The following is a 19481-nucleotide window of genomic DNA, read 5'->3' on the forward strand; positions in this document are numbered from 1 at the left end:
GGTTGCGCGGGCGGAAGTGAGCCGGTTTGCCTCGAAGCGCTCTCGCCACGAGCGGGCGGTGCTTCGAGACGCCGCTTCGACGGGCTCGGCGGCTCCTCAGCACGAACGGCGGGATATTCTTTCGTTCGCGGCTCGGCGGCTCCTCAGCGGTGGGGTTTGTTGTCCCGTTCGCGCTGAGGAGAGGCTGAGCCCGTCGAAGCCTCGTCTCGAAGCGTTATCGCCCGCCGTTACCCTTCGCTCGCGGAGAAGCTATCCGCCGAGGCGCGCAGCGTGTCGAAGCGATCGCCGATCTGCTCGAAGGCGTGGCCGAGCGAGACGATCTCGCCGGTGACGTCGTTGGTATCCTCGCGGATCGCCGCGATCGTGTGCGACATCGAGTCGGCCGCGAGCGCGGTCTCGTCCACCGCGGCGGTGATCGCGGTGACGGTCTGCGCCTGCAGCTGCATCGCCGCGGTCACCTGCACCGCCGAGCGCCGCACCTTGCCCACCGTGTCCTTGATCGAGGCGGAGGTGTCGACGGTGACTCGCGTGGCGGCCTGGATCGCGGCGATCTTGGCGGCGATGTCGTCGGTGGCGCGCGCGGTCTGGTTGGCGAGGCTCTTCACCTCCTGCGCCACCACCGCGAAGCCGCGCCCCGCGTCGCCCGCGCGCGCCGCCTCGATCGTGGCGTTGAGCGCGAGCAGGTTGGTCTGTCCCGCGATGTCGCGGATGAGCCCCAGGATCGACTCGATCGACTTGGCATGGTCGCTCAGCGCCGCGCTGGCGCTCACCGCGTCCTCGGCCTGGGCGTTGGCGTCCTCCAGCGTGGTGGTACAGGCGCGCATGTCGCTCTGCACCGAGTCGATCGCGCGGATCAGCCCGGCCGCGGTCGCGGCGGCGTCGCGCATCGCCAGCGCCGACTGTTCCGCCGCGGTGGCGACCTCGCTGGTCTTGTCGAGCATGCCGCGGGTCGAGCCCGCCGCGGCGCGCGCCTTCTCGCGCACGATCTGGCCGCGCGCGGCGATCGCGCCGATGCCGTCGCTGATGCTCGAGCGGAACGCCGCCGAGCGCTCGGCGCGCGCGGAGCGGATCGCGTCGAGCGAGAGCTCGCCCAGCCGCGACGCCATCAGGTCCGATTCCATCATCGCCAGCCGCAGCACGACGTTGCTGAGCCGCTCGAGGCGCGTCGCGTCGCCGGCGCAGCCGGCGCCGAGCAGCGCCAGCGTGTGGCCGTGCGCGCGGGTCAGCGCGGCGAGCAGCAGCGTGAGAGGGATGCCGTTGGCCTGCGAGACGTCGACCTGGCCGACCACCATCGCGTGCCAGCGGTCGCTGAACGGCTCGGTGTAGCGCAGCCGCATGTAATGGGTGGCGCGGCCGAGCTGGTCGGCGAGCCGTTCCGGAGGGATGTCCCGCGTCGCCGCGGGCAGCGTCGGCAGCGCCAGCAGATGGTCCCAGAAGGTGCGCGCGACCTCGCGCCACCCGTCGGCGGCGTCGAGCAAAGCGGCGATCTCGCGGCACGCCGGCAGGATGCCGCCGTCCCAGTCGAAGTCGCCGACGCGATCGGCCAGGCCGCGCTCGTCGTGGTGGACCATCCGCATGACGCTCACTCGGGCCGAAGGAAGGGGATCAGGCCGCGACCTTGCTCGCGAACTCGCCGGCATGACCGTCGAGCGCGCCGAGCCGGCCGGCGAGCGAGTCGAAGCCGACGCCGAGCCGGTCGATCTCGGTCGCCACCGTCTCGGTGTCCTCGCGGATCGCCGCGATCGTGTGCGACATCGAGTCGGCCGCGAGCGCGGTCTCGTCCACCGCGGCGGTGATCGCGGTGACGGTCTGCGCCTGCGACTCCATCGCGTGGCGGATCCGCGTCGCCGAATCCTGCACCTCGGCGACGGTGGTGCGGATCGAGGCCGAGGTGTCGACGGTGACTCGCGTGGCGGCCTGGATCGCGGCGATCTTGGCGGCGATGTCGTCGGTGGCGCGCGCGGTCTGGCTGGCGAGGCTCTTCACCTCCTGCGCCACCACCGCGAAGCCGCGCCCCGCGTCGCCCGCACGCGCCGCCTCGATCGTGGCGTTGAGCGCGAGCAGGTTGGTCTGCCCCGCGATGTCGCGGATGAGCCCCAGGATCGACTCGATCGACTTCGCGTGATCGCTCAGCGCGCCCGAGACGTTGACCGCGTCACCCGCCTGGCCGGCGGCGCGGGTCGCGATGTCGGCGGCGACCTCGACCTCGGCGCGCGCGTCCTCGATCGCGCGGATCAGCCCGGCCGCGGTCGAGGCGGCGTCGCGCATCGCGACCGCGGACTGTTCCGCCGCGGCGGCGACCTCGCTGGTCTTGCCGAGCATGCCGCGCGCCGCCGACGAGGCGTGCGAGGCCTGGGCGCGCAGGTCGTCGCCCTCGCGCGTGGTGTCCTCCACCGTCACCGCGATGCCGTCGCGGAACTCGGCGGCGAGCCGGTCGCGCGCCACCTGCGCGCGATGCTCACGGTACGAAGCGTACATCTCCACCGTGATCTCGCCTTCCAGCGCGGAGAGCCGCATCAGCGTGTCGACCATCTCCGGCAGCCGCGGGTCGTCGCGCGCCACCGTCGCCATCAGCACCTCCAGCGCGGCGCGGTCGCTGGCGCTGATCATCGAGAGCAACGCCATCGGGGTGACCTCGGCGGCATAGGCGCCGGCGACCGAGCGCTCGATCGACTCGATCCAGGCGCGCTCGCGCGTGCGCAGGAAGCGGTTCTCGAGGAAGATGCAGCCGAGCTCGATCATCCGTTCGCTCTCGTGCTGTGCCCAGGAACGGCGATCGGCGAAGCAGCGCTGCCACTGCTCCCAATAGGCTTGCGCGATCTCGCGGGCGCGCGGTGACAGCGCCTCCCACACGTCGCGCGATGCCTGGGCCAGCCGCCCGTCGACGTCGAACACGCGGAAGCGGGCGGTGAGGTCGAAGGCGGCGGCGACCGATCCGATCGGCGGCAGGTCGTGGGACAAGGAGCGGCTCCCGCTGGTGTCAGAGTCGCGACCGTAGCTACCGCTCCCGGGTTAACAGTGGGTTAGGCAACCACCGTTGATTCCCCCGGTGAACCCGGCACCAAGCTTGCATCGGCGCGCCGCTGGACGCATAGGCAGCGCCAAATCTGTCCGTCGTTTTCGTCACCCGAGGAACCCAGCGCTTGGCCTCCAAACCCGCCCGCCCGCGCAGCCCGCATCTGTTCAGCGGCCCGCTGCGGCTGCACTATCGCTGGACCCCGGCGATGACCGCCTCGATCTTCCACCGCGTCACCGGGGACGGGATGGCGACGGTCGGCACGCTGCTGCTGGTGTGGTGGCTCGCCGCGATCGCCGCGGGGCCGCAGGCTTACGGAGTGTTCCTCGACGTGTTCACCACGTCGAGCGGCGCGCTGAACCCGCTCGGCTGGATCGTCGGCGTCGGACTGACCTGGTCGCTGTTCCAGCACATGATGAGCGGCATCCGCCACCTCATCCTCGACACCGGCGCGGCGTTCGAGCTGAAGGTCAACCGCACGCTGGCGGTGCTCACCTTCGTGCTGTCGGTGCTGCTCACCGCGGGCTTCTGGTTTCTCCTCGTGGGGATCAAGTAAATGACGACCGAGATCGGCCGCGTCCGCGGGCTGGGCAGCGCGCACGCCGGCGCGCATCACTGGTGGCACCACAAGATCACCGCCGGCACCAATTTCCTGCTGCTGGTGTGGTTCCTGGCTTCGATCGCCATGCTGCCGTCCTATGACCACACGACGGTGCGGCTGTGGCTCTCCTCGGCCTGGGCGGCGGTGCCGATGGCGCTGCTGATCGCCTCGGTCTTCTACCACTTCCGCCTCGGGCTGCAGACGGTGATCGAGGATTACTCGCACAAAGAGAACCGCTTCGTGCTGACGATCCTGCTCAACGTGTTCACCGCCGCGACCGCCGGGGTCGCCATCTTCTCGATCCTCAAGGTCGCCTTCGGAGCCGCCGCCTGATGTCCGACGCGTATAAGATCATCGACCACACCTATGACGCGGTGGTCGTCGGCGCGGGCGGCTCGGGGCTGCGCGCGACCATGGGGATCGCCGAGAGCGGGCTGAAGACCGCCTGCATCACCAAGGTGTTCCCGACGCGGTCGCACACCGTCGCGGCGCAGGGCGGGATCGCCGCTTCGCTCGGCAACAACTCGCCCGACCATTGGTCGTGGCACATGTTCGACACCGTCAAGGGCTCCGACTGGCTCGGCGACCAGGACGCGATCGAATATATGGTGCGCGAGGCGCCCGCCGCGGTCTACGAGCTGGAGCACGCCGGCGTGCCGTTCAGCCGCAACGACAACGGCACGATCTACCAGCGCCCGTTCGGCGGTCACATGCAGAACATGGGCGAGGGTCCGCCGGTGCAGCGCACCTGCGCCGCCGCGGACCGCACCGGCCACGCCATGCTCCACGCGTTGTACCAGCAAAGCCTGAAGTATGACGCGGACTTCTACGTCGAATATTTCGCGCTCGACCTGATCATGGAGAACGGCGCCTGCCGCGGCGTGATCGCCCTGTGCATGGAGGACGGCTCGATCCACCGCTTCCGCGCGCACGCGGTGGTGCTCGCCACCGGGGGCGGTGGCCGCGTCTACCAGTCGGCCACCTCGGCGCACACCTGCACCGGCGACGGCAACGGCATGGCGCTGCGCGCCGGCCTGCCGCTGCAGGACATGGAGTTCGTCCAGTTCCACCCGACCGGCATCTACGGCGCGGGCGTGCTGATCACCGAGGGTGCGCGCGGCGAGGGCGGTTACCTCACCAACTCCGAGGGCGAGCGCTTCATGGAGCGCTACGCCCCCAGCGCCAAGGACCTCGCCAGCCGCGACGTGGTGGCACGCTCGATGGCGATGGAGATGCGCGAGGGCCGCGGCGTCGGCAAGGAGAAGGACCATATCTTCCTCCACCTCGACCATATCGACCCCAAGGTGCTGCACGAGCGGCTGCCCGGCATCACCGAGACGGGCAAGATCTTCGCCGGCGTCGACCTGACGCGCCAGCCGCTGCCGGTGACGCCGACGGTCCATTACAACATGGGCGGCGTGCCGTGTAACTATCACGGCGAGGTCGTGCGGCTGCGCGACGGCGACCCCGATTCGGTCGTCCCCGGCCTGTTCGCGGTGGGCGAGGCGGCGTGCGTCTCGGTCCATGGCGCCAATCGGCTCGGCTCCAACTCGCTGATCGACCTCGTCGTGTTCGGCCGCGCCACCGGGTTGCGGCTGAAGGAGACGCTCAAGCCCAACACGCCGCACAATCCTCTGCCCAAGGGCTCGGAGGAGATGGCGCTGAGTCGGCTCGACCATTTCCGCCACGCGTCGGGCAGCACCCCGACCGCGCAGCTGCGCGGCGAGATGCAGCGGACGATGCAGCGCCACTGCGCGGTGTTCCGCGACTCGGCGCTGCTGGCCGAGGGCGTCGAGAAGATCGAGAAGGTCTATCAGGGCGTGCAGGACGTCGGCGTGACCGACCGCTCGCTGATCTGGAACACCGATCTGGTGGAGACGCTCGAGCTCGACAACCTCATCGGCCAGGCGGTGGTGACGATGAAGAGCGCGGCCAATCGCAAGGAGAGCCGCGGCGCGCACATGCACGAGGACTTCCCCGAGCGCGACGACGCTAACTGGATGAAGCACACGATCACGACGTTCGAGGGCTGGGGCGGCAAGAGCGGCGCCACCGCGATCGATTATCGCCCGGTGCACGACTACACGCTCACCGACGACGTCGACTACATCAAGCCCAAGAAGCGCGTCTACTGATCAGCGGCCCTCGACCAGACGCTCGCCGGCGGCGAGCGCTTGGTCGATCATCGGCCAAGGCGGTGTCAGCCACGCCTCCAGGCCGCGGTTGCTCGCATTGCCGACACGCAGCCACAGCAGAACGAAGCGATCGGGCAGGCGTAGGTAGCGGAAGTCCTCGTCCTTGGTGACAAGTACCGCCTTCAGCGGTTCGGTCGCCCGCGCTATCGCCGCATCGGCCGCAGCGGCGAGGCTGAGGTCGATAACATGGTGAGCGACATGGTCACGCGCTCGGCGGAAGTCGCACAGTCGCGGTGGCAGCTGCGCGTCGACCAGAAAGATCATCCCGCCACGGTGACGACCGGGTGGTCCGCGTTCCGGGCGGCGAAGGCGAGCGCGGCGGCGACATCCTGGGCACTCATATAAGGGAAGTCGGCGACGATCTCGGCGATGCTCGCCCCGTCCGCGAGCATGTCGAGCACGTCGCTGACCCGCACGCGCGTCCCCGCGTTGACGGGTCGTCCGCCGCAGACCGCCGGATCGACGCTGACGCGCGGGTGGACGAGCGAGGTCATGGCCACGAAGATCGGCCGCCGCCCCCGCCCGGTCAAGCGATCCAGCGACTTTCCCGACCCGCGATAGGGAACCCTCATCCTCCCCGTCGCTTACCGCCGCCATGACCGACAGCAACGCGGCGCGCTACCCGCTCCTCGCCATCCCGCACATCCAGCTCCACGGCACCGTGGACGACATGATGTATGCGCGGTTCAAAGAGCAGCTCGCCGCCGTGCCCGCCGAGGGGCCGATCGTCGTCTCGCTCACCACGCTTGGCGGCGACCCCGAGATGGCGCGCGCGATGGGCGACTCGATCCGCCTGCTGCGCGAGTACACCGGCCGCGAGGCGCTGTTCCTCGGCAAGGTCGCGGTCTATTCCGCCGGCGCCACCTTCATGTCGGCCTTCCCGGTCGAGTGCCGCTTTCTCACGCGCAACTCGCGGCTGATGATCCACGAGCGCAGTATGACGAGCACGCTCCAGCTCTCCGGCCCGCTCCACACGATCCCGCCGATCCTCAAGGCCAAGCTCAACGAGATCGCGGATTCGATCCGCATCCAGGAGGAGGGTTTCGCCGATTTGGTCCGCGGCAGCCAGGTGACGCTGGACGAGCTCAAGAAGCGTGCACCCGACAATTGGTATATCGAGGCGAACGAGGCACGCGACCTCGGACTGGTCCTCGACGTCATATGAGATCCTCGCGGCGTCGTCAGCCCCCGCGCTGACCCACCGCGGCGCGCCTCACGCGAACGCGGGCGCCTGGCGGAGCTGGTGATAGGCGCTGATCACCTTGGCCAGCATCGCCTCCTGGCTGCGGTCGCCGCCGTTGCGATCGGGATGGTAGCGCCGCACCAGCTCGGAGTAGCGGCGGCGCAGCGCGGCGCGGTCGGCGTCCGCCGCCAGACCCAGCGTCTCCAGGTTGCGCCGGTCCTCGCCCGACAGCGGCTTGCCATCCGTTCGCTCGGGCGCGGCGGTGCGGCGGAAACGCGCGCCGATCGCGTCGAGCGGGTCGGCGAAATCGGCCCAGCGCGGGCCCTGGTCGCCGCTGCCGGCACGCGCGAACGCCCGCGTCTCGCGCTCCCACCCCGCCAGCGGTCGCTGCGCGTGGTGGATCTCCTCCGCGGTCATCCCGTCGAAGTAATTGTACCCCGCGTTGAACGCGCGGATATGGTCGAGGCAGAACCAGCGGAAGCGCGGCGGCCCCTCGCCATGGCCCGCGCCCTCGAGCGGGGGCGCGCGGAACTCGCCGGCCTCGGTGCAGCCGGGGTGGACACAGGCCTGCGCCGCGCCCTCGACGCGACCGTGGAACCGGGTATGGGGTCGATCCTTGCTGGGCTTCACCTGACTGCCGTCGCTTCCGGGACAAAGGACTGTATATGGGAGCGATGACCGACGCTTCCACCGGGCCGATCGCGGCCGAGATCACCGCCCGTCTCACCGCGGCGCTCGCCCCGTCGCGGCTCGAGGTGATCAACGAGAGCGCGCAGCATCGCGGCCACGCCGGCGACGACGGCAGCGGCGAGAGCCACTTCCGCGTGCTCGTGGAGAGTCCCGCCTTCGCCGGCCGCTCTCGGGTCGAGCGCCAGCGGCTGGTCAACCGCGCGCTCGCCGAGCTGCTCGCCGACCATGTCCACGCGCTCGCGATCCGCGCCACCGCGCCGGGCGAGCCGGCGTGAGCGGCTACCGGCTCTGGTACTGGCCGACGCTCCAGGGCCGCGGCGAGTTCGTCCGGCTCGCGCTGGAAGCGGGCGGGATCGCCTATGAGGACAGCGCGCGGGTGCACGGCGTCGAGGCGATGCTCGCCGACATGGCCGCGCACGCGCCCTTCGCCCCGTTCGCGCCGCCCTACCTGGTGGCGGAGGGGCGCGCGGTCGCGCAGGTCGCCGACATCCTGCTCTACCTCGGCGACCGCCACGGGCTGGCGCCGGGCGACGACGCGATGCGCTATGGGCTCCACCAGCTCCAGCTCACCGTCGCCGACTTCGTCGCCGAGGCGCACAACGTCCACCACCCCGTCGCGGCCATGGCCTATTACGAGGAACAGAAGCCCGAGGCGGCGCGCGCCGCGGCCCAGTTCCGCGACGAGCGTATCCCCAAATTCCTCGATCACTTCGAGGCGGCGACCCGCGCCGTCGCGGGCGAGTGGGTAGCGGGCGGGCGCTGGAGCTATGTCGACACCTCGCTGTTCCAGGTGGTCGCGGGGCTGCGCTACGCCTTCCCGCGGCGGATGGCGACGCTGGCGCCGCATTACCCCGGGCTGGTCGCGCTGCACGACCGCGTCGCCGCGCTGCCCGGGGTGACGGCCTATCTCGCCAGCGAGCGGCGGCTGCCGTTCAGCGAGGAGGGCATCTTTCGCCACTATCCCGAGCTCGACGGCGACTGAGCCGAGCCTCCCCTAGCAGGGAAGGATTTCAGCCTCACCCCCGCAGCGAGTCGGGGACGATGCCGCCGCTCTGCTCCAGCGCGCGCATCACCGCGCGGTGCAGCCAGATGTTCATCTCGGCCGAACCGTCGAGCTGGCCGGTATAGCCGAGCTCGGTGGCGAGCTCCTTGCGGTTGGACAGGCTCGAGTCGATGTCGAGCAGCTTCATCAGGTCGACGATCGAGGTGCGCCAGTTGAGGTCGGGGTTGCCCTTCGCCTGCGCGGTGGCGGTCAGCACCTGCTCGACGTCGACCGGGGCGGCCGGGGCGGCGGGCGTCGCCGGCGCGGCCGGGGCGGCGGGAGCGGCCGGAGCCGCGGGCGTGGCCGGCGTCGCGGGTGTGGCCGGGGTCGCCGGGGTGGCGGGCGAGTCCTTGTGGCCGCCGAACTGGCCGCCGAGCGGGCCCTTGTCGCCGAAGATCGCGCTCTTGATCGCGCCGAAGATGCTCATGGTACCAACTCCCATCAGGTCCTGCTCGTCCCCGGCAACGTCGCGTCGCCACGAAGGTTCACCCGCGCACTCCGCCAGCAGCGCCTCCGCCTCGGCCTTGCCCTCCTCGTAGCTGCCCCAATGGTCGGGATCGATCTCCTCCGGGGTCGGCGGCGTGCGCGCCGCCACGCGGATGCGGCGGATCAGCTCGACCTGGGTCGCGCTGTAAGGCTCGCCGCCGCGGCGACGGTCCCACGCGCCCGCGGCCTGCTCGTCGCGCGTGCTCCGCGAGGTCGGCGGCGCCGGCACGCCCGCGCGCGCGGCGGCGGCGGTGAACCAGGCGTCGCGTGCGTCGAACAAGGCGTCATATTCGTCGTCGTCGTAGCGATCGGGGTTGGGGCCCATCGCGCGCGCCTCGGCCGGGGTGAGCGCGCGCGCATAGGCGCGATCGCCCGGCAGGCCCTGCTCCGTGCCGAAGAAGGCGTAGGGCGGCGGGAAGCGCGTGCGCCAGTCGCGCGCCGCCTCGTCCCACCACACCGGCGCGCCCGAATGTTGCGAATGTTGAGCCTCGGGCGAGTTCTCGGCCGGCGCCGGATCGGGGGCGGGCGGGGCGAGCATGACCAGCCCGGCCGCCTCGGCGCGCGCCCATTGCGCCGCGCTCCACTCGTGACGCGCCGCGGCGTCGAGGTCGGCGACGTCGACGTCCTCGGCGCGCGCGGCGCCGACGCGCTGGAACCGGTCCGCCGCGGCGAGCGCGAGGATCGGCGCGAGCTCGCGCGCGAGCGCGTCGGCGGCGGCGGGGTCGGGCGAGGCCGTGGCAGCGCCGTCGGGCGCGGTGCAGTCGGCGGAGGCGGTGCCGGCGAGCAGATCGCGCAGCGCGCCGCTGCGCCGCGCCAGGAACAGCCCGGCGCGCGCGGCGCCGCCCTCCGCCGCGACGCAGTCGAGGAAGGCGTCGAACTCCTGCGCCACCAGCCGCGCCGCCTGCGCGTCCGCCGCGGGCGCGGACTCGACCTGGCGGTCGAGCCGGTGGAGCAGCCCGAGCGCGAGCCGGTTGTCGTGGCGGTGGCGCGTGACGGTGCTGCCGTCGGCGCGGACAAGGGTCTCGGTCTGGCCCTCGAGCGCGCGCACCATCAGCGTTTCGGCGACGGCCTCGCGCGCGACCAGCGTGGCGGCGCGCCAGCCGAGCGCGAAGGCGCTGCCCTTGGCCGAGCGGCGGAAGGCGAAGGCCGAGGTGGCGGAGAGCCCCACGCGCGCGGCGGCGCGCTCGACGCCATGGCCTTCCGCGATCGCCTCGAGGAAGGCGCGCTGGCGCTCGGCGGACCAGCCGTCGGCGCGGCGCGAGGCGGTGAACGGGGCGGCGAGCGGGTCGGTGGCGGGGTCGGTGGTGGGGGCGGGGGGCGTCTCAGCCCGGCGGGCGGGGGCGGTGATGCCTTCCATCGGCGACATGACGGTCATGGGCGCGGCTCGCTGCGGCTGGTGGAGAGGCGAGGGTGCGCGGTGTTGGAGGGTGTAGGACAGAGACGCCGCAATGGGTCGGCGAAAGACGCGCAGGTGGGCTTGTCGGCAGTTATGTAGCTACATAATGTAGGGATGGAGATCAGCTTCGATCCGGAGAAGCGTGCCGCCACGCTGAGGGAACGCGGACTCGATTTCGCCGACGCCGCCCGGGTGTTCGACGCGCCGAAGTTCGAGTTCGAAGATGACCGCTTCGATTATCCGGAGGTGCGCTGGTCGACGATCGGGCTGCTGGATGACCGAATGGTCGTGGTGATCTGGACCGAGGCCGAAAGTGGCCGTCGTGTCCTGTCGATGAGGAAGGCCAATGAGCGAGAACAAGCACGATATCGCGGCAAGCTCGCTTGATCCGGCGGATGACGCGCCGGAGTGGACGGACGAGATGTTCGAGATCGCCGAGTTCTCGATCGGCGGCAAGGTCATCCGCCCGGCGACGGGCTATCTCGGCCCGAACGGCGTGGTGCGCGGGCGCCCTCCGCTGCGCGCGCGCGCCAAGCAGCAGGTGACGCTGCGGCTCGACCCCGACGTGGTCGAGCGCTTCCGCGCCGATGGGCCGGGGTGGCAGGGACGGATCAACGAGGCGCTGCGGAAGGCGGTGGGGCTGTGATGTCGAACTGCAGCGTCCGCTCGGCCGACCCGTCGTTCGGCAGAATAGTGCGTGCGCGGGGCTGATGGTGGGTGAGCTGAGACGCTACGAGATCTTCGCCGACTATTTCCAGTTCTACCTTTGGGACGGGCGCTACCATCCCGACGATCTCGGCGTCTTCACCGATGAGGAATGCGCGCGGCACGTCAAGGTGGCGCCGCACGTGGTCCTCATCATGCCAGTCCGCAACATGACAGTGCCGGTCCTACTCGACCTATGCGACGCTGCGCCAGCCGATCCCGATCCCATCGAGTGGGATCATGTTGTCGACGTCAGCCTGGCGCTACCGTCGGGCGAGCTGGAGCTAGAAGGTTGGCAGGAAGAGCCGATCGACCGGATCCCGGTCGCGCCGGGCAGCTATCGTGTTCGGGTCTGCATGGCCGGTCTCGACACGCTGAGCGAGAACGGGCTCGAAGGCGACGACCATTATCGACTGACGCTCTGGCCCGCGCCCGAGGCGCCAATCGTCGTCTGGAAACAGCATGCGCCGCTGCCGGATCGATCGTGATCGCGGCGACGCGTTCTCCGTCGAGCGTGTGGTCCGGCCGATATAATCGGACATAGCGAGCCGGTCGGCGTGGCATCGTACGCTCAGACGAGTGGGAGCATCATCTCCCGCGATGCCGCTCGATGATCGCCCGCGCCATCGCCATCACTTCCTCATGCGGGATGCCCGGCTCGGTCGAGGCCATCGCCTTCTCGACCTTGGCGCGGAACCACGCGTCATAGGCGGCGGCCTCGTCGTGCGGCGACACGGTGACCGTGTCGGCTGGTAGCTTCGGCATCACCGCATCATACAGGACGGCGGCGATGCGCGGAAGCGCGCTCGCCGTTCGGCCGCGGCGCATGGCCCCAGGGTGGGGATCGTTGCGAAATGTGCTCCTGCGGAAGCAGGAACCTAGGGTTCACACGCTGCAAGATGTTGCTCTGCTCGGCCCTGGGTTCCGGCGTTCGCCGGAACACGGTCATCAAACCCGTAAGTTGCACAATCTCGCCACGATCCCAGATCGGCGAGGCTCGAGCAGTTCGCTCGGCGAACGAAGCGCCGACCCGCGCTGGGCGATCGCCGCTCCGCTCGCGCCAAGCAGCAGATGACGCTGCGGCTCGACCCCCGTGATGACGTGTCTACCAGTCTGCCCCGAGCTGATGAAGCGCCTCAAGGAGCGCCCGTTTGCTCGTCGATCGTCGGTTGCCGGCGTTTCGCGGCATGTCCGGCTCGCCGAGCTCTTCCCGTCGCACCGACAGACGGGACACGAGATCGTCGTGCGCGATCACACGACCCTGCCAGTCGGCCGCGATGTCAGTCTTCGAGGTCGGCGACGCCATGATCGTCTCCCGCTTCGCGGCGGATACGCTCTTCCAGATAGACTCGATCGAGGTCGGGATGAAGCCGGAACAAGGTTCGCGCCTGGAGCAGCATCTCGGGTGCGGTCCCGGAGACATATTGGCCCATGCGGTCGGCGATCAGGTCCTCCACCGGGATGATCGCGAAGGCGGCCTCGGGTGCCAGCCCGCTGACCAAGAGCAAGCGGCTCCGATCATTGGCGCCGCCGAACGGCGTTGCGGCCACTACCTCGACCCCCAGCCGGAGGTCGGGATGGAGCCAGCCTAGCGTATGACCCACTCCCGCTGGCCTGACGAACCCGAGCCGTACCAGCTCCTCCTCGAGCTCGGCCTGGACCGGCGACGTGAGGTCGAGATCACCGGTCATCAGCGCGCTACCGGAGAAATATTCGGCGGCGGCCCCACCGACGAGGATCGGCCGCGGCAGGCCGCGCGCCCGCATCGCCTCATTCACTCGCGCGAGCAACGCCAACGCGCGCAGCAGCTCGGGCCGGTGCGGCATTACTCCGCCGCCTCGGCCTCCGCCTTCACCCCGGCCCCGCGCTTCCCCAGCAGCGGCTTGAGATACCGCCCGGTGAAGCTCCTTTTCTCCTTCACCACCTCCTCGGGCGTGCCGACCGCGACGATCTCGCCGCCCTTGACGCCGCCCTCGGGTCCCAGGTCGATGATCCAGTCGGCGGTCTTGATCACGTCGAGGTTGTGCTCGATCACCACCACGGTGTTGCCCTGCTCCACCAGCGCATGCAGCACCTCGAGCAATTTGCGCACGTCCTCGAAGTGCAGCCCCGTCGTCGGCTCGTCGAGGATGTACAGCGTGTTCCCCGTCGCGCGGCGCGACAGTTCCTTGGCGAGCTTCACCCGCTGCGCCTCGCCGCCCGAGAGCGTCGTCGCCTGCTGCCCGACCTTGACGTAGCCCAGCCCGACCTCGACCAGCATCGCCATCTTGTCGCGGATCGGCGGCACGTTGGCGAAGAAGCCCGCGGCGTCCTCCACCGTCATGTCGAGCACGTCGGCGATCGAGTGGCCCTTGAACTTCACCTCCAGCGTCTCGCGGTTGTAGCGCGCGCCGTGGCACACGTCGCAGGTGACGTAGACGTCGGGGAGGAAGTGCATCTCGATCTTGAGCACGCCGTCGCCCTGGCACGCCTCGCAGCGCCCGCCCTTGACGTTGAAGCTGAACCGCCCCGGCTTGTAGCCGCGCGCCAGTGACTCAGGGAGTCCGGCGAACCAGTCGCGGATCTGGGTGAAGGCGCCGGTGTAGGTCGCCGGGTTCGAGCGCGGGGTGCGGCCGATCGGCGACTGGTCGATGTCGATCACCTTGTCGAGATGCTGCAGCCCGGTGATCTTGTCGTGCTTGCCCGCCAGCACGCGCGCGCCGTTGAGCTGGCGCGCCGCCCCCGCGAACAGGGTGTCGATGGTGAAGCTCGACTTGCCCGAGCCCGACACGCCGGTCACGCAGGTGAAGGTGCCGAGCGGGATCGAGGCGGTCACCCCGGTGAGGTTGTTGGCGCGCGCATTGTGCACCGTCAGCTTCTTGCCCGAGCCCTTGCGGCGCTTGGCCGGCACGGGCACCGCGCGCACGCCGTTGAGATAGTCGGCGGTGACCGATCCCTCGCTCGCCAGCAGCTCGGGCAGCGTGCCCTGCGCCACCACCTGGCCGCCGCGCACGCCCGCGCCCGGCCCCATGTCGATGACATAGTCGGCGGTGCGGATCGCGTCCTCGTCGTGCTCGACCACCAGCACGGTGTTGCCGAGATCGCGCAGCCGGCGCAGCGTGGCGAGCAGCATGTCGTTGTCGCGCTGGTGCAGCCCGATCGAGGGCTCGTCGAGCACGTACAGCACGCCCGACAACCCGCTGCCGATCTGCGAGGCGAGGCGGATGCGCTGGCTCTCGCCGCCCGACAGCGTGCCCGAGGTGCGATCGAGGTTGAGATAGTCGAGCCCGACATTGTTGAGGAAGCCGAGCCGCTCGATGATCTCCTTGAGGATCCGCTCGGCGATCGCGCGCTGCTGGTCGCCGAGATGGTTCGGCAGGTCGGTGAAGAAGGCGAGCGCGTCGACCACGCTCAGCCGGGTGGCGTGGCTGATGTCCTCGCCCGCGATCTTGACCGCGAGCGCCTCGGGCTTGAGCCGCGCGCCGTGGCAGGTCTCGCACGGCTGCGACGACTGGTATTTGGCGAGCTCCTCCTTGATCCACGCGCTCTCGGTGGAGAGCATGCGGCGGTTGAGGTTGCCGATCACGCCCTCGAACGGCTTCTTGACGTCGTAGCTCTTCTTGCCGTCGATGAAGGTCAGCGTCACCGGCTGCCCTTCCGTGCCGTAGAGGATCTTGTCCGCCACCTCGGGGTGGAGCTCGCCCCAGGGCGTGTCGAGCGAGAAGCCGAGCTCGCGCGCCAGGCTCGCCATCACCTGCATGTAATAGGGCGAGGGCGGGTTGCTCTTCGCCCAGGGCACCACCGCGCCCTTCTTGATGCTGAGCTCGTGGTTGGGGACGATCAGGTCCTCGTCGAACACCAGTTTCTCGCCGAGCCCGTCGCACGCCGGGCAGGCGCCCTGCGGGGCGTTGAACGAGAACAAGCGCGGCTCGATCTCGGCGATGGTGAAGCCGCTGACCGGGCAGGCGAACTTCTCGGAGAAGACGATCCGCCCCGGCGGCGCGTGATCGCCCAGCACGACGCTCTCGGGCGTGCGCGGCTCGACCGGATCGGCCGGGTCGACATAGGCGAGCCCGTCGGCGAGCTTGAGCGCGGTCTCGAAACTGTCGGCGAGCCGCGTCGCGACGTCCTCGCGCACGACCAGGCGATCGACCACCACCTCGATGTCATGCTTGTACTTCTTGTCGAGCGCGGGGGCCTCGTCGATCTCATGCACCGCGCCGTCGATGCGGACGCGGGTGAAGCCCGCCTTCTGCCACTCGGCCAGCTCCTTGCGATACTCGCCCTTGCGCCCGCGCACGACCGGCGCGAGCAGGTACAGCCGCGTCCCCTCGGGCAGCGCCATCACGCGATCGACCATCTGGCTGACCGTCTGCGCCGCGATCGGCAGCCCGGTGGCGGGCGAGTAGGGCACGCCGACGCGCGCCCACAGCAGGCGCATGTAATCGTAGATCTCGGTGACGGTGGCGACGGTCGAGCGCGGGTTGCGGCTCGTCGTCTTCTGCTCGATCGAGATCGCGGGGGAGAGGCCCTCGATATGATCGACGTCGGGCTTCTGCATCAGCTCGAGGAACTGGCGCGCATAGGCCGAGAGCGACTCGACGTAGCGGCGCTGGCCCTCGGCGTAGATCGTGTCGAACGCCAGGCTCGACTTGCCCGAGCCCGACAGGCCCGTGATCACGGTGAGCGTGTCGCGCGGGATGTCGACCGACACGTCCTTGAGATTGTGCTCGCGCGCGCCGCGGACGGAGAGGGTGGTAAGGGCCATGCGGTTGTTTGTTCCAGATTTGTTCGGGCAGGTCCAGCGCCGGGCGCTTGCCCGCGCGATGTGGGACGCTAGGCTGCGGGCGACAAGGCGCGCCGGAGCACGCGCCGGCACGGGAGCGGGCGATGCAACAGGCTGGGCGGCAGGCCGAGCGGCGGGGCGGGCGTGAGCGCGGGCGAGCGGCGCGCCGCGGGGTGACCGCGACGCGCGCGCTGGCCGGCGCGGCGCTGCTGGGGAGCGCGCTCGCGCTCGCCGCCGCGGCGCCGCCCGACCCTGCGCCGCTCGCGCCGCAGGGCAAATGGGTGGTCAATTACGGCGAGCGCGGCTGCGCGATGGCGCGCGCCTTCGGCCCGGCGAGCGCGCCGGTGATCGTGGCGTGGCGCTCGCTGCCGTTCAGCGACCGCGTCGAGCTCAGCGTGCAGCGCCGCCTCGGCCAGCGCGGGCTGCGCCGCGGCGTGCTCCGGATCGCGGTGGAGGGGCGCGGCGACGAGACCAGCTACGAGGCGTTCAACGGCACCGGCGACAAGCGTCGCACGCTGCGCGGCTGGACCAGCCCGGCGCTGTTCGCGGACCTGCCCGAGCGCGCGGTGCTGACGCTCACCCCCTGAGCGAGCCCGCGCTGGCGGTGTCGCTGGTCGGCACCGCGCGCGCGCTCGCCGCGCTGGCGCGCTGCAACGACGATATCGCGAAGACCTGGGGCATCGCACCGGGCGAGCGCGAGGCGGTGGCGACCGAGGCGCAGCCGCGCGGCGACCCGACGCGCTTCGTCGGCCCCGCGGATTACGCCAAGGCGGCGGTGGCGCGCGGCGAGCTTGGCACCTCGGCGCAGCTGTGGACGATCGACACCGACGGGCGCGTCAGCGCGTGCCGCACCGTGATCCCGAGCGGCAGCGAGGCGCTCGACAAGGCCGGCTGCGACGCGGCGCGGCTGCGCGCGCGGTTCACCCCCGCGATGGGGCGCGACGGCCGGCCGATGACGAGCCACACCACCCAGGTGATCAAATGGGAGCTGCGCGGCGCCTGGCAGGACGATCCCGCCTATCGCGCCTATGTGCGCCAGCGCCGCGAGGCCGCGCGCGCCGAGGGTTGATCGCCCGCGCCCGTGTCTTACCTCTGTGGCACACAGGAGGTGCGCATGGGCAAGAAGAAGGGTGCGGACGGCAAGGGTTCCGGCGGGGGCTCGGGCGGGCGCGCCGGCAAGGACGCGGGCAAAAGCACGGGCCGGTCGGCGAAGCTGCCCAAGGAGCTGTTCGGCGTGAAGCTGCCCAAGGAGCTGCGCCGCCAGGGCGAGGCGTGGATCGAGCGCGCCCAGTCGCCCGCGGGCCAGCAGGCGATCGCGAGCGCGCTGACCGCGGTGGCGGGCGTCGCCGCGAGCGCGGTCGCGGCCAAGGCGGCGGAGAAGGCCGCGAAGAGCGCGGCGCCGGCGGGAGGCGCGGGCGAGGCGCAAGGTGCGGGCGCGGGGGCCGCGGCGGCGGGCGCCGGCGGTGGCCAGCGCACGCGCGAGCAGGAGATCGGGGACGCGGTGACGCGGGTGGCGACGGCGTTCTTCGGTGGGTTGAAGGGGCGGGGGTGAGTGGCTTGAACTAAGCCACAGAAGCCGTGGGCATCTCGTTCCACTCCCGTCCGTCAAGTTCTCGGCCACCTGACTTTGGCCGGAAACCACCCCACTGCTTGAAAAAGAACGGTACTGATTGCCTTGAACACTCGTCGCGGACCTCACGCGCCCAATCGATGTGCATTGGGCGCGCACGCGCGCCACTTTCCCCACCGGCGATGACCCAATGGATGCCTTCAAGGTTCATCGCGCCAACAGCGCCGATCAAGGGTTCAATCGAAAGGAACCTGACTGCCTCCGGAGATTGGCGAAGGTGCTCAATACGCGACTTGGCCTCGGCGCTCTCTACAGAAACTCCGATCCAAATATGCGACGGGACCGCAGCTGCTTGGTAGCGCTGCTTTAGATAGTCCCTCAGCAACGATGATCGCTTTGTAAGAACTTGAAAGGTATGCCAATCAGCCCTTTCCATGGTGGTGAAGACACCATCGATGAAATCTTTTGGAATGGCTTTGTGAAAAAGATCGCTCATCGAATTCACGAAAATCATGCGCGGGCGACGCCACGCGAACGGCTGCTCTAAGCGCTCCGGGCGCAACTGTAAGTCGAAGCCATTTTCAAAGGGATGGCCGGGAACCCCTCGGAATCTCTCGGCGAAGCGGGCAGCATAGCAATTTTCACAACCGGCCGTGATCTTTGTGCATCCGGTCACGGGATTCCACGTCGAATCGGTCCATTCAATTGCACTATCGTGTGCCACGCTACTTCCATCCTCAGCGGAACATCGGTAGAACAATGCCACTTACCGAATCGCGATGCAAGGGCAGATCGGCTTGCAGCTGCCTACTGTCCTGGAGCTTGCAACCATAGTAGCTGCAAACACGAGCTCGTGGAGCTTTGCTGATGACATTTGATGACCGGGTTGAGCATAGCTTTGGTGGTAGCTGGACTGAGGTCAAACTAAACGCAGTAGCTGATTACCTACAGTTTTTTACCACGGCGTTGCGTAACGTCCCTAAGCCAGAAGATCCCTTTGAGACTTGGTACGTAGACGCTTTCGCTGGAACCGGCGATCGAACCGTCGAGATTGAAACTGGCGGCCTTTTTGAAGGTAGTTACGGTTTGGTCGAGCGTGGTCGGCTCGAGGGCTCCGCGCGGCGAGCGCTAGCCGTCGATCCACCTTTCAAGCATCTTGTTTTGATTGAGAAAAATGCTCGACGCTTCTCTGCTTTGTCCAGAATCAGGGACGAGTACCCTGAGCGAGACGTAAGATGCCTTCGTGGCGACGCCAACGTTGAGCTTCGGCGTCTCTTCGCTGAGGGGCCGTGGATCGATCGAAGAAGGGCAAGCTTGCAGCGAGCAGTTGTTTTTCTGGACCCGTACGGCATGTCTGTGGAGTGGTCGACGTTGCGCTTGTTGGCCGATACGAGGCGTGCGGATGTCTGGTATCTTTTCCCTCTCCATGCGGCGCTTAGGCAGCTAAGTCACAATCACTCTGCGCTGGATCGGGGTAAGCGCGAGGCTCTAAACGAGGTTTTCGGTACGGCTGACTGGGAAGATCACTTCTATCGGTTCAAAGCACAGCATGGCGATCTTTTTAGTTTCGCTCCCGATCCCTCGCTGAACCGTCTGGCTGACGCTGAGAAGGTCGAGGAGTTCGTTGCGGAGCGATTGCGTTCTATATTCAGCTTTGTGTCTATGCCCATCCCGCTGCTTGCCAAGCGCAAGCTTAGAATGTTTTCGCTCTTTCTCTTGAGTGGCAATCCAAGTGAGAAGGCGATCTCTCTGATCAAAAAGGGCGTCGACGCGCAGGTGAAGAAGTATGGAGGCGGCCGCTTTCGGACATAGCTGAGCTTATCAATCTTGGC

24 protein-coding genes are annotated in these 19481 nt (G+C 69.2%); 13 read left to right on the forward strand and 11 right to left on the reverse strand.

Annotated features, from left to right (window positions below; translation table 11 throughout):
• Positions 1-227: 227 nt before the first annotated feature.
• Positions 228-1577, reverse strand: a complete 1350-nt coding sequence (locus KZ820_RS11735; protein ID WP_219748793.1) for a methyl-accepting chemotaxis protein — start codon at positions 1575-1577, stop codon at positions 228-230.
• A gap of 28 nt (positions 1578-1605) precedes the next feature.
• Complete coding sequence (locus KZ820_RS11740) at positions 1606-2961, reverse strand: methyl-accepting chemotaxis protein (RefSeq protein ID WP_258048106.1); 1356 nt, start codon at positions 2959-2961, stop codon at positions 1606-1608.
• A gap of 182 nt (positions 2962-3143) precedes the next feature.
• Between KZ820_RS11740 and sdhC the strand changes: the two genes are divergently transcribed.
• From sdhC to sdhA, 3 genes are read left to right on the forward strand one after another with little or no spacing between them, the layout of a single operon-like run.
• Positions 3144-3572: a succinate dehydrogenase, cytochrome b556 subunit gene (sdhC, locus tag KZ820_RS11745; protein ID WP_219748794.1), complete on the forward strand. Its 429-nt coding sequence runs from the start codon at positions 3144-3146 to the stop codon at positions 3570-3572.
• The gene (gene sdhD / locus KZ820_RS11750) at positions 3573-3950 is read left to right on the forward strand and encodes a succinate dehydrogenase, hydrophobic membrane anchor protein (RefSeq protein ID WP_183921998.1); all 378 of its coding nucleotides are present in this window, start codon (positions 3573-3575) and stop codon (positions 3948-3950) included.
• Positions 3950-5752: a succinate dehydrogenase flavoprotein subunit gene (sdhA, locus tag KZ820_RS11755; protein ID WP_219748795.1), complete on the forward strand. Its 1803-nt coding sequence runs from the start codon at positions 3950-3952 to the stop codon at positions 5750-5752. The genes sdhD and sdhA overlap by 1 nt, the downstream gene beginning before the upstream one ends.
• Here sdhA and KZ820_RS11760 read toward each other — a convergent pair whose 3' ends face one another.
• The gene (locus tag KZ820_RS11760) at positions 5753-6076 is read right to left on the reverse strand and encodes a DUF5615 family PIN-like protein (protein ID WP_219748796.1); all 324 of its coding nucleotides are present in this window, start codon (positions 6074-6076) and stop codon (positions 5753-5755) included. It lies immediately after the preceding gene.
• The gene (locus KZ820_RS11765; protein WP_219748797.1) at positions 6073-6306 is read right to left on the reverse strand and encodes a DUF433 domain-containing protein; all 234 of its coding nucleotides are present in this window, start codon (positions 6304-6306) and stop codon (positions 6073-6075) included. The genes KZ820_RS11760 and KZ820_RS11765 overlap by 4 nt, the downstream gene beginning before the upstream one ends.
• 101 nt (positions 6307-6407) lie before the next feature.
• On the opposite strand from KZ820_RS11765, the gene KZ820_RS11770 reads away from it, so the two are divergent.
• Positions 6408-6977, forward strand: a complete 570-nt coding sequence (locus tag KZ820_RS11770) for an ATP-dependent Clp protease proteolytic subunit (protein WP_219748798.1) — start codon at positions 6408-6410, stop codon at positions 6975-6977.
• Positions 6978-7025: 48 nt separating this feature from the next.
• Here the strand turns inward: KZ820_RS11770 and KZ820_RS11775 are convergent, their stop codons facing one another.
• The gene (locus KZ820_RS11775; protein WP_219748799.1) at positions 7026-7625 is read right to left on the reverse strand and encodes a DnaJ domain-containing protein; all 600 of its coding nucleotides are present in this window, start codon (positions 7623-7625) and stop codon (positions 7026-7028) included.
• Between the two features lie 44 nt (positions 7626-7669).
• Here KZ820_RS11775 and KZ820_RS11780 point away from each other — a divergent pair, with 44 nt between their 5' ends.
• Complete coding sequence (locus KZ820_RS11780; protein WP_219748800.1) at positions 7670-7960, forward strand: BolA family protein; 291 nt, start codon at positions 7670-7672, stop codon at positions 7958-7960.
• On the forward strand, positions 7957-8667 hold the full coding sequence (locus tag KZ820_RS11785; protein WP_219748801.1) for a glutathione S-transferase: 711 nt from the start codon (positions 7957-7959) through the stop codon (positions 8665-8667). The genes KZ820_RS11780 and KZ820_RS11785 overlap by 4 nt, the downstream gene beginning before the upstream one ends.
• A 34-nt stretch (positions 8668-8701) precedes the next feature.
• Here the strand turns inward: KZ820_RS11785 and KZ820_RS22205 are convergent, their stop codons facing one another.
• Positions 8702-10588 carry a DUF3597 domain-containing protein gene (locus KZ820_RS22205; RefSeq protein WP_308462206.1) on the reverse strand — a complete coding sequence of 629 codons (1887 nt, stop codon included), beginning with the start codon at positions 10586-10588 and terminating at the stop codon, positions 8702-8704.
• Positions 10589-10723: 135 nt separating this feature from the next.
• On the opposite strand from KZ820_RS22205, the gene KZ820_RS11795 reads away from it, so the two are divergent.
• From KZ820_RS11795 to KZ820_RS11805, 3 genes are all read left to right on the forward strand, one after another.
• On the forward strand, positions 10724-10996 hold the full coding sequence (locus KZ820_RS11795; protein ID WP_183945828.1) for a BrnT family toxin: 273 nt from the start codon (positions 10724-10726) through the stop codon (positions 10994-10996).
• Entirely contained in the window at positions 10956-11255 is a 300-nt protein-coding gene (locus KZ820_RS11800) for a BrnA antitoxin family protein (protein WP_219748802.1), read from the forward strand. The genes KZ820_RS11795 and KZ820_RS11800 overlap by 41 nt, the downstream gene beginning before the upstream one ends.
• Positions 11256-11322: 67 nt before the next feature.
• Positions 11323-11802, forward strand: a complete 480-nt coding sequence (locus KZ820_RS11805; RefSeq protein WP_219748803.1) for a hypothetical protein — start codon at positions 11323-11325, stop codon at positions 11800-11802.
• A gap of 100 nt (positions 11803-11902) precedes the next feature.
• Here the strand turns inward: KZ820_RS11805 and relB are convergent, their stop codons facing one another.
• From relB to uvrA, 4 genes are all read right to left on the reverse strand, one after another.
• Positions 11903-12079, reverse strand: coding sequence for a type II toxin-antitoxin system RelB family antitoxin (gene relB / locus KZ820_RS11810; RefSeq protein ID WP_219748804.1), 177 nt, complete (start codon positions 12077-12079; stop codon positions 11903-11905).
• 340 nt (positions 12080-12419) lie between these two features.
• Positions 12420-12620, reverse strand: coding sequence for a hypothetical protein (locus tag KZ820_RS11815; RefSeq protein WP_219748929.1), 201 nt, complete (start codon positions 12618-12620; stop codon positions 12420-12422).
• The gene (locus KZ820_RS11820) at positions 12595-13140 is read right to left on the reverse strand and encodes a hypothetical protein (RefSeq protein ID WP_219748805.1); all 546 of its coding nucleotides are present in this window, start codon (positions 13138-13140) and stop codon (positions 12595-12597) included. Before KZ820_RS11820 ends, KZ820_RS11815 begins: the two co-directional genes overlap by 26 nt.
• A complete protein-coding gene (gene uvrA / locus KZ820_RS11825) occupies positions 13140-16061 on the reverse strand; it encodes an excinuclease ABC subunit UvrA (protein WP_219748806.1) in 2922 nt (973 codons plus the stop codon). Before uvrA ends, KZ820_RS11820 begins: the two co-directional genes overlap by 1 nt.
• Before the next feature lie 122 nt (positions 16062-16183).
• On the opposite strand from uvrA, the gene KZ820_RS11830 reads away from it, so the two are divergent.
• Genes KZ820_RS11830 through KZ820_RS11840 form a run of 3 tightly spaced genes read left to right on the forward strand, consistent with a single transcriptional unit; the run spans position 16184 to position 17631 of the window.
• Positions 16184-16666, forward strand: coding sequence for a hypothetical protein (locus tag KZ820_RS11830; RefSeq protein WP_219748807.1), 483 nt, complete (start codon positions 16184-16186; stop codon positions 16664-16666).
• 17 nt (positions 16667-16683) lie between these two features.
• Positions 16684-17148 (forward strand): energy transducer TonB, encoded by a 465-nt coding sequence (locus KZ820_RS11835; protein ID WP_219748808.1) that lies wholly within the window; start codon positions 16684-16686, stop codon positions 17146-17148.
• 45 nt (positions 17149-17193) lie between these two features.
• Positions 17194-17631, forward strand: coding sequence for a hypothetical protein (locus KZ820_RS11840; RefSeq protein WP_219748809.1), 438 nt, complete (start codon positions 17194-17196; stop codon positions 17629-17631).
• A 10-nt stretch (positions 17632-17641) separates the two neighbouring features.
• On the opposite strand, the gene KZ820_RS11845 is transcribed toward KZ820_RS11840, so the two are convergent.
• On the reverse strand, positions 17642-18373 hold the full coding sequence (locus KZ820_RS11845) for a DUF5131 family protein (RefSeq protein ID WP_219748810.1): 732 nt from the start codon (positions 18371-18373) through the stop codon (positions 17642-17644).
• A 143-nt stretch (positions 18374-18516) separates the two neighbouring features.
• On the opposite strand from KZ820_RS11845, the gene tcmP reads away from it, so the two are divergent.
• A complete protein-coding gene (gene tcmP / locus KZ820_RS11850) occupies positions 18517-19461 on the forward strand; it encodes a three-Cys-motif partner protein TcmP (protein WP_219748811.1) in 945 nt (314 codons plus the stop codon).
• Positions 19462-19481 lie beyond the last annotated feature (20 nt).

Origin of the sequence: Sphingomonas citri (assembly GCF_019429485.1) — a bacterium.
Lineage (GTDB): Bacteria > Pseudomonadota > Alphaproteobacteria > Sphingomonadales > Sphingomonadaceae > Sphingomonas > Sphingomonas citri.